This window comes from Protofrankia sp. CiP1_Cm_nod3, from assembly GCF_982290655.1.
This window is the reverse complement of sequence record NZ_CEVIVD010000045.1, coordinates 1-7,968: the sequence shown is the minus strand read 5'-3', so window position 1 is coordinate 7,968 and position 7,968 is coordinate 1. Positions and strand designations below refer to the sequence as shown.

General features: G+C 71.3%; 6 protein-coding genes. 2 read left to right on the top strand and 4 right to left on the bottom strand.

Annotated elements, in window-relative coordinates:
* Complete coding sequence (locus AC5LUJ_RS11115; protein WP_250290051.1) at positions 1-948, bottom strand: diacylglycerol/lipid kinase family protein; 948 nt, start codon at positions 946-948, stop codon at positions 1-3.
* Positions 949-1,147: 199 nt separating this feature from the next.
* Positions 1,148-1,768, bottom strand: a complete 621-nt coding sequence (locus tag AC5LUJ_RS11110; RefSeq protein ID WP_250285586.1) for a DUF6758 family protein — start codon at positions 1,766-1,768, stop codon at positions 1,148-1,150.
* Between the two features lie 636 nt (positions 1,769-2,404).
* Between AC5LUJ_RS11110 and AC5LUJ_RS11105 the strand changes: the two genes are divergently transcribed.
* Positions 2,405-3,847 carry an aldehyde dehydrogenase family protein gene (locus AC5LUJ_RS11105; protein WP_250285585.1) on the top strand — a complete coding sequence of 481 codons (1,443 nt, stop codon included), beginning with the start codon at positions 2,405-2,407 and terminating at the stop codon, positions 3,845-3,847.
* Positions 3,848-3,976: 129 nt separating this feature from the next.
* Here AC5LUJ_RS11105 and cas6 read toward each other — a convergent pair whose 3' ends face one another.
* Positions 3,977-4,840, bottom strand: a complete 864-nt coding sequence (gene cas6 / locus AC5LUJ_RS11100) for a CRISPR system precrRNA processing endoribonuclease RAMP protein Cas6 (RefSeq protein WP_445548257.1) — start codon at positions 4,838-4,840, stop codon at positions 3,977-3,979.
* 786 nt (positions 4,841-5,626) lie between these two features.
* A complete protein-coding gene (locus tag AC5LUJ_RS11095; protein ID WP_250285582.1) occupies positions 5,627-6,907 on the bottom strand; it encodes a site-specific DNA-methyltransferase in 1,281 nt (426 codons plus the stop codon).
* A 201-nt stretch (positions 6,908-7,108) separates the two neighbouring features.
* On the opposite strand from AC5LUJ_RS11095, the gene AC5LUJ_RS11090 reads away from it, so the two are divergent.
* On the top strand, positions 7,109-7,651 hold the full coding sequence (locus tag AC5LUJ_RS11090; protein ID WP_250285581.1) for an NUDIX domain-containing protein: 543 nt from the start codon (positions 7,109-7,111) through the stop codon (positions 7,649-7,651).
* Positions 7,652-7,968: the final 317 nt, after the last annotated feature.

Sequence of the window (7,968 nt, the reverse complement as noted above, 5' to 3'; positions counted from 1 at the left end):
TCAGGCCGGGGGTGCGAGGAAGCGGAGCAGGCCCGGCCGCAGGACGATCCGGGCGGGCAGGTCCGCGACCGGGTCGCCGTCGGCGTAGAGCTGGAACGGCCGGTCGGCGTCCACCCGGACACTGCGTGCCCGCAGCACCTCGACGTGCGCGGAGTCCACATGGCGCCCGGAGAACACCTTCGGGAACGTCGACAGAAAGGTGATCTTGCCGCAGTGCGCCAGCAGCACGACGTCGAGCAGCCCGTCGTCGAGCTCCGCCCCGGGTGCCAGGCGCATCCCGCCGCCGTAGCAGGCGGAGTTCGCCACCGCCACCGTCCAGCCGACGAGCTCGCGCGGGGCACCGTCGTCGATCTCCACGGTGAACCGGGCCGGCTTCCACGCCGCCGCCGCCCGTAACGCGCCGTAGGTGTAGACCTGCTGGCCGCGGACGAACCGGGCCCGGTTGGCGATCACCTGGACGTCCGAGTCGAAGCCGACACTGGCGATGCCGAGGTAGGCCCGCCCGTTGGCCTCGGCCAGGTCGATGCGACGCTCGACGCTGCTGGCCAGGGCGGTGGCGGCGATCACCGGATCCCGGCTGGCGCCGACGGAGCGCAGGAAGTCGTTGCCGCGCCCCCCGGGCAGCACGGCGAGCAGCCCGCCCAGCCGGGCCACGGCCTCGGCGACCCGGCCGGCCAGACCGTCCCCGCCGAGGGCGACCGCCACCCGGCCGTCGGCCACCGCCTGTCCGGCGAGATCGGCGGCGTGGCCGATGTCGCGGGTCCGCTCGACGCGCACGTCCGACGCCCAGCGCCGCAGCGCGGCGGACACGTCCGGCAGCGCCCGTGCGCCCCGTCCGCCACCGGCGTGCGGGTTGACGATGAGCAGCAGCCGCCGCCGGTCCACCTCCGCCGCCGGTGGCGCGGCGGTGTCCGTCCCAGGTGCGGTGTCCGTCCCAGGTGTCGTCATCCCCGCCAGCCCTCTCCCGTTCCCGGACCGCTTCCCGGCCCGGGGTACGCACGCCCACCAGCATGATCATCTGTTGTCGAACACCGTCCGACCGTCGACGATCTTACGATCTCTCCGGAGAACCCCGTCGGGCGATCTCTGGTGTCGGTCGCCGGGACCGCGGACGGCTACGACGTCGCGGCCGCCGGCTACGGACGGGCTACAGGTGGGTGCTGTCGGCGCCGAAGAGCAGGCAGGTGGCGAGGGTCTCGGTGCTGCGCAGATCCCACAGGACGAGGTGCTCGAGTAGGAGCGTGGCCGCGTCGGACGGCCAGAGCGCGACCCACAGCCACACCCCGCAGGCCTCCCCGACGAACACCGCCCGGTCGGGCGGGCAGAGCACCGGCCACAGGGCGGTCGGATGCCCGGCCGCCTCGATCTTCTCCTCGGGCTTGCCGCCGATGCGTTCCGGGTCGGTGCCGGGCAGCCCCGCCAGCCGCGCCCCGAGACCCGTCCCGGGCTCCTCGGCGACAAGGACCAGCTCGGCCGGCCCACCGAGCGGGGACGGCCCGCCGGCGGCGAACGCGGTGGCCCGCGGGCCGGTGCGCTCGTCACCGGCCCAGGCGACCCCGCTGCCGAACCAGTGCACCGGCATCGGCCAGGGCACCCAGACCGGCGCCGTGGCCGCGTGCGCGAGGAAGAGCAGCGCCTGCTCCCGGGAGGACGCGGCGACCCGGTACGGCGCGACCTCCCCGTGCTCCTCGCAGCGCCACTGGTCGTTCCACAGATCAGGCGGGCATAGTGCCCCCAGGCATCGGGGACAGGCGGGAGGAGTCGTCACCGGCGGGCTCCCCAGCGGCCTTCCAGGCGATACGCGTCACTCGACGACGCTTTCATAGCCGTGGTCACTTCCCTTGGCTTTCGTTCGTCAAACCCGTCGCGGGCGGACCGCGGACGCCTCGCCCCGCAGCCTTCGCCCCGCCACCGTGAAGCCGCCGCGGAGCCACCGCGGGAAGGCCCTGAGGGGCCCATGTGCGGAGGCCTCCGCACATGGGCCCCCGTGGGGGAGCCGTCCCGTGGAACCGCCGCGGAGCCGCTGCGGAGCCGCCGCTGGAGCCGCCGTGGATGTTTCGCCCTGCCCGAGAGGGTGCTTCATCTCGCCCGGACCGGGTATTGCCTGACCGGGTGGCATCAGTGGGCGTCACAACGGGTGTTGCGCTCGGCCGTCCGGCATGGTCCGTGTGTCCGGTGTGACCGTGCGCTTGGCTCCGGCGCCCGGTATCCCGGCATCGGCACGATGCGCACATGTACGTGCGCATCCGCCCGGCCGTCCGCTCGTCCGGCGGTCGCCGGTGGCCGTCAGCGGCTGCCGGCGGTTGCCGGTTGTTGCCAGTTGTTCGGTATACCGACGTTGTCCCGTCCCGCGTGGCGCCGCCCTTCCGGGCGTCCTGTGCACGAAGGTGGAGTGGTGGCATCCATGGGCAAGGTCGAACCGTTCTGGGTGGCGGGCCGGCCGGCGACGGGCTCGACGGCCTTCGAGGTGCGTCACCCGTGGGACGGCCGTCCGGTCGCCACGGTCTCGCAGCCGGACGCCGGGCAGGTGGAGGTGGCGGTGGCCGCCGCCGCCCGGGCCGCGCGGGAGCTGGCGGCCGTGTCGGCGCACGGCCGGGCCGCCGCCCTCACTCACGTCAGCGGCCGGATCGCCGAGCGCGGTGAGGAGATCGCCGCGCTCATCACCGCCGAGAGCGGCAAACCGCTGACCTGGGCGCGGGCCGAGGTCGCCCGGGCGACGTCGACCTTCCGCTGGGGCGCGGAGGAGGCCCGGCGCTGGTCCGGGGACCTGCAACGGCTCGACACCGACCCGGCGGGGGCGGGGCGGCTGGCCGTGGTCCGGCGCGTCCCCCGCGGCCCGGTGCTGGGGATCACGCCGTTCAACTTCCCGCTGAACCTGGTCGCGCACAAGGTCGCGCCGGCGCTGGCCGTCGGCGCGCCGATCATCGTCAAGCCGGCGCCGAAGACGCCGCTGTCGTCCCTGCTGCTCGCCGAACTGCTCGCCGAGACCGACCTGCCCGAAGGGTCGTGGTCGGTGCTGACCGTGCCGAACGAGGCCATGGCGGAGCTGGTCGCGGACCCGCGGCTGCCAGTGGTGTCGTTCACCGGCTCCGCGGCGGTCGGCTGGTCGATCCGGGACGCCGTGCCCCGCAAGCACGTCGTCCTCGAGCTCGGCGGCAACGCGGCGGTGCTCGTCGCCGCCGACTGGTCCTCGCCGGCGGACCTGCGCCAGGCCGCCCAGCGGATCGCGACGTTCTCGAACTACCAGGCCGGCCAGTCCTGCATCGCCGTCCAACGGGTGTATGCCGAACGTGGCGTGTACGAGACGTTGCTGAGCGAGGTGACGGCCGCGGTCGAGCGGCTGCGCACCGGCGACCCGGCCGACGAGGCGACCGAGGTCGGGCCGCTGATCGACCTGACGGCGGCGGAACGGGTCGAACGCTGGATCGCCGAGGCCGTCGACGCCGGCGCGACGCTCGTCACCGGCGGCAAGCGGGACGGCACGTCCATCGCCCCGACCGTGCTGCGCGGCGTGCCACCCGAGGCGAAGGTGGTACGGGAGGAGGTGTTCGGGCCGGTGCTGGTCATCGAACCGGTCGACAGCCTCGACGACGGCCTGGCCCGGATCAACGACAGCCCCTACGGCCTGCAGGCCGGGATCTTCACCCATGACGTGACGACCGCCTTCCGCGCCTACCACCAGCTCGACGTCGGCGGAGTGATCATCGGGGACGTCCCGTCCTACCGGGCGGACCAGATGCCCTACGGCGGCGCCAAGGAGTCCGGTGTGGGACGGGAGGGCGTGCACGCGGCCATGGCGGACCTCACCGTCGAACGGGTCCTCGTCCTCACCGGCCTCGACCTGTGACCCGCCCGCCCTGACCCGCCTGATCCGGCCCGCCCGGCCGGACCCGGCTGGTCCGGCCCGCCCGTCCCGTCCCGACCGCCTGGCCCGGCCTCGTCGAGACGGGGCCGGGCCAGGGCGGCAGTCCGGACGTCACGTGCTCGGTGTCACCTCGACGGCGCCGAAGCCGTGGGTGGTCAGCGCGCCGATCCCGGCGATGGCCGCGAACCGGCTCAGCGCGCCGAAGACGTCCGTCACGGTCACCGACGCCGTCCTCAGCAGACGCAGCTCGGCGTTGCCCACGAACCCGACCTGCCGGATCTGCTCGTTGAGCGGGATCTGCCGGCTCGCCCCGGAGACGGAGTCCAGGAACACCGCGTCGGCCAGCTCACGCGCGATGCCGTCGTCGATCTCCAGGGCGGCCGGGGCGTAGGTGTTCCACCGGGTCCACAGCGAGCGCACGATCAGCACCGGTTCGGGCAGCGGCAGGTCCCGGCCGCTACGGGAGAAGAACAGCGGTGTGATCATCCGTAACCGGACGCGCCGGGCCGGCCCGGCCGACGCCAGCCGCGCGAACGGCCACGGGTCCACGTCGAACCCTGTGACCTGCTGCTCGCACGGCCCGAAACGGACCGTCCGTGGCGGCCAGTTCCGCGGCAGCTCCTCCTCCCTGAGCCAGCCCAGCCGCCAGAGTGTCATCCCCGGACAGCCCGCGATACCCACGGCACCGGTGGACGACGCGGCCCCGGTGGCCCCGGTGGCCCCGGTGGCCCCGGTGGCCCCGGTGGGGCCCGCGGAGTTCGTGGGGCTGGCGGGGCCCGTCGGAGCCGTCGTGCCTCTCGCGGCCGCCGTGCCCGAGCTGGGCGAAGGCGTGACCGGCCCGACCGCGAACGGCTTGCTCTCCGCATGATGATCGCTGTCGGTGGTCTCGAAAAGCCGAGCGGCGGCACCGAGTAACTGGCGCGGCGACGGCGTACGCGGTGGAGCTGGGAACTTCAATATCAGTGAAGCCGGCATCGTATCCCCCCATGGACCCGGAATCCGGACGCTCAGAGTAGCCGCCCTCTCCGCCAAGGCAACCCCCGGTCCCTCATCCGACGGTCCCTCATCCGGCCGGAACACTCCCGAGAACAGCCATCCTCCGTGTTACGGCCACCGCCGGCACCGTGTTCCATCCGCGCCACTCGAGTCGGCTTGATCGTGGCCGGTGCAGATCGTTTCGCCAAACCCAGTTTTTCCATGATCTTCGATGGCTTCGTTTACGCAGATCAGAGGCTATGTCGATCTATATCGATGATTATTTCCAGATCTTCATGGAGATCGTTTGCGATAGGTCCTCGTAACCAAGTGGTATAGCCCCGGCTCGGCAGGGCTCCCGAAGGGGGTGCCCCGCTAATCCCATCCCGATCATGAGGGCATAGAAACATGAAGGGCCACGCGCCACCGTTCTGGTATTCGCCCTCGGTGACCCCGGTCCGATCATGGGGGTAGGGTCGCCGTCGGGCTCGTATGTGGGGCTGGCTGGATGTCGGTGATGTTGCTGCGCGTAGCCGCACGGATGATGGTGATCCGTTGATGGGTGCTGTTTGCCGGGGAAGATCGGCGCGAGTTTGTCGTTGTGTACGCTTGTGTGGCTGAAAAGCGTGCACAATGACAAAATTGCGCCGATCATGTTTTGTGCGGGCGGCTGTGGGCGGTCACGGGTTGTACTGGTGTTGGCTGATCGGTGCTCCGGTGCCTGTCGGTTGGCGCCAGCGCTCGTGCGGGCGGGGGAGCGGGCGTGGAGGCCGGGAAACGCCGCGTTCACGGGCGGCGGGCGCTCACGTTGTATTCGTAGAGGGATTTGTTCGAGTTTCGTTTGCGGATCGTGGTGATCTCGACGTTCATGTAGCCGAGGGCGCGCAGCATGGCTGCGTACCAGGTGTGGGCGGGGACATCATGGCCGTAGAAGGCCGAGTTCCCCACGATGTAGGAGACCGCGCCGCCCCGTTTCACAGCCGGTGTGACGGCCTGGAAGTGCAACCACATGTCGTGGTGGTACCTGTGCACGTAGGTCGCGAGCAGCGGGCCGTTCTTCCCGCCGTCCGCCGTGATTCTGGCGCAGACGGCGGCCATGGCGTCGTCCACGGGGGTGTCGGTCTCGGGGCGCCAGCCGTTCAGTTTCGACGTCGCGGTGCCCCATGTCCCGCCGATGGCCCGCCAGTCGAGGTCCCCGGCGTCACCGGCGAGGTTCAGGAAGCGCAGCCAGTACATGTAGGGGCGTAGTTCCCGGACATAGGACATACGGTTGACGTAGGGCGGGCTGGTGAGGATCAGGTCCGCCTCCTTCAGCTGGTTGATCCTCGTCCGGGAGTCGCCCTGGTGGATGGCGGCGGAGCCTGGCAGGGCGAACCGGGCGGACTGGGCCACCGCGTCCATCTCCAGCGCGAACGCCGAGATCGTCGCTTCCGCCGCGGCCCGGTCGAACAGTGCTGGAGCGCTGTCGCGGGCGTCCCGCGCGGAGGCCCTGGCGGATTTCTCGGAGGGCGCACTGAAGGACATGGACTGGTGGTTGAAGGCGGCGTTGCTCCGGGTGATCAGCACCCGGCACAGCGCGATGTCGAGAAGGTCGCGCACCGGCCCCTCGTGTGCGTCGACCGCCGCCCGCAGCGCTTTCAGCGCGTCCAGCGTCCCGGGCGTCCACCATCGTTCTATGTTGAAGATGTCGGGCTGCCACAGGATGGCGTCACGATCTGTCCGGGTGGCCGTCCGGATGACTTCCCGGGTGGCGTCGACGGCCGCCAGCAGGGTTTCCGGCGAATAGCGCCGGACCTTGGCCCGGCCGAGCCAGATGAGAAAAGGGTTGACGTCGACGCTCTGCCCGTGATGGCCGAGTTCGGCGGCGGCGAGCGGGGTGGTGCCCGTCCCGGAGAAAGGGTCCGTGACGACCGAGCCCGCCGGCAGGCGCGAAATGCTCTCCCGGACGAGGCGCACCCCGTAGGCCGGTGTGAGCCGCAGCCACCCGTGCCGGCCGGCACCCATGTTGGCGCGGAAGGTCAGGTGCTCGTTGCGTGCCACGGGGGGCCGGCCGACAGCCGCGGTCACTTCGCCTCCAACGGTCGGCTCGCTTCCAATGGTCGGCCTGCCGGCGGTTTACCGGAAGCGCCATGCGAAACTTGCCAACCAAGATCCACGATGTGCTCTGATCTGCGACGATACCGATGCGAGGCTGAGACGGGCACCGGTTCGACGGATGGGCTGGTGGACAGGCCGGCGAATGAAGCGGTGAATGAAACGGATAAACCGGTGGATGAGGTTGCCCGGCAGTGCCATCCACCGGCATTGTGGGTGCGAGAACAGCCGGCTGGTGTGCACCGGGTCACGACGACCGGGTATGCCGGCCGGGACGATCGGATTCACCGGACGACGGGAAGCCGGGTGCCGCCGGAGCGGATCGCGCGAAGGGCCCCATGCGTCGGGGCGATCATCATGGATGCCGCCGGCGCGCTGCTGCTCGTCCAGCGGGCCCGGGAACCCGGGCGGGGGCTGTGGTCGCTGCCGGGCGGGCGGGTCGAGCCCGGCGAGAGCGACAGCGCCGCGCTCGTCCGGGAGGTCCGGGAGGAGACCGGCCTGGAGGTGGCCGTTGGACGGCTGGTCGGGCGGGTCACGCGGCCGGGGCCGGACGGAGCCGTCTACGACATCGCCGACTACGTGTGCGACATCGGCGGCGGGATCCTGCGGGCCGGGGACGACGCCGCGGACGTCCGCTGGTGCGCCGACCTGCGCGCCGTGCCCCTCACCGAGGGCCTGCTGGACGCCCTCGCCACCTGGGGCATCACGACCGCATAGAGCGCCGATGGGCGCCGGCCACCGGAGAAGACCGGCGCGTCTGTCGCTGTGTGCACGCTGACGCGGCCAGCAGGCCGGAAAGCGTACCCGACGACGAACCCGCGCCGATCATGGCCTGCGCGGGTGGTGACAGACGGGATGCGCGCTACTGGCCCAGCCCTGTGGGGGTCATGTCAGGAAAGTGAGTATGCAAGTGGCTGTGGTAGCAGCCACTTGCATACTCGTTCTCGTGATCCGGTTGTTATGGGGAAGCAGGGGAGGAAGGAGCGAAGAAGGAGGGAAGGAGGGAAAAGGGAAGAATGGGGAAGAAGAGGGAG

Bases quoted from the DNA above. Each gene is read 5' to 3' on its own strand.
- AC5LUJ_RS11115 (WP_250290051.1), bottom strand. From the start codon at position 948: ATGACGACACCTGGGACGGACACCGCACCTGGGACGGACACCGCCGCG.
- cas6 (WP_445548257.1), bottom strand. From the start codon at position 4,840: ATGCCGGCTTCACTGATATTGAAGTTCCCAGCTCCACCGCGTACGCCG.
- AC5LUJ_RS11105 (WP_250285585.1), top strand. From the start codon at position 2,405: ATGGGCAAGGTCGAACCGTTCTGGGTGGCGGGCCGGCCGGCGACGGGC.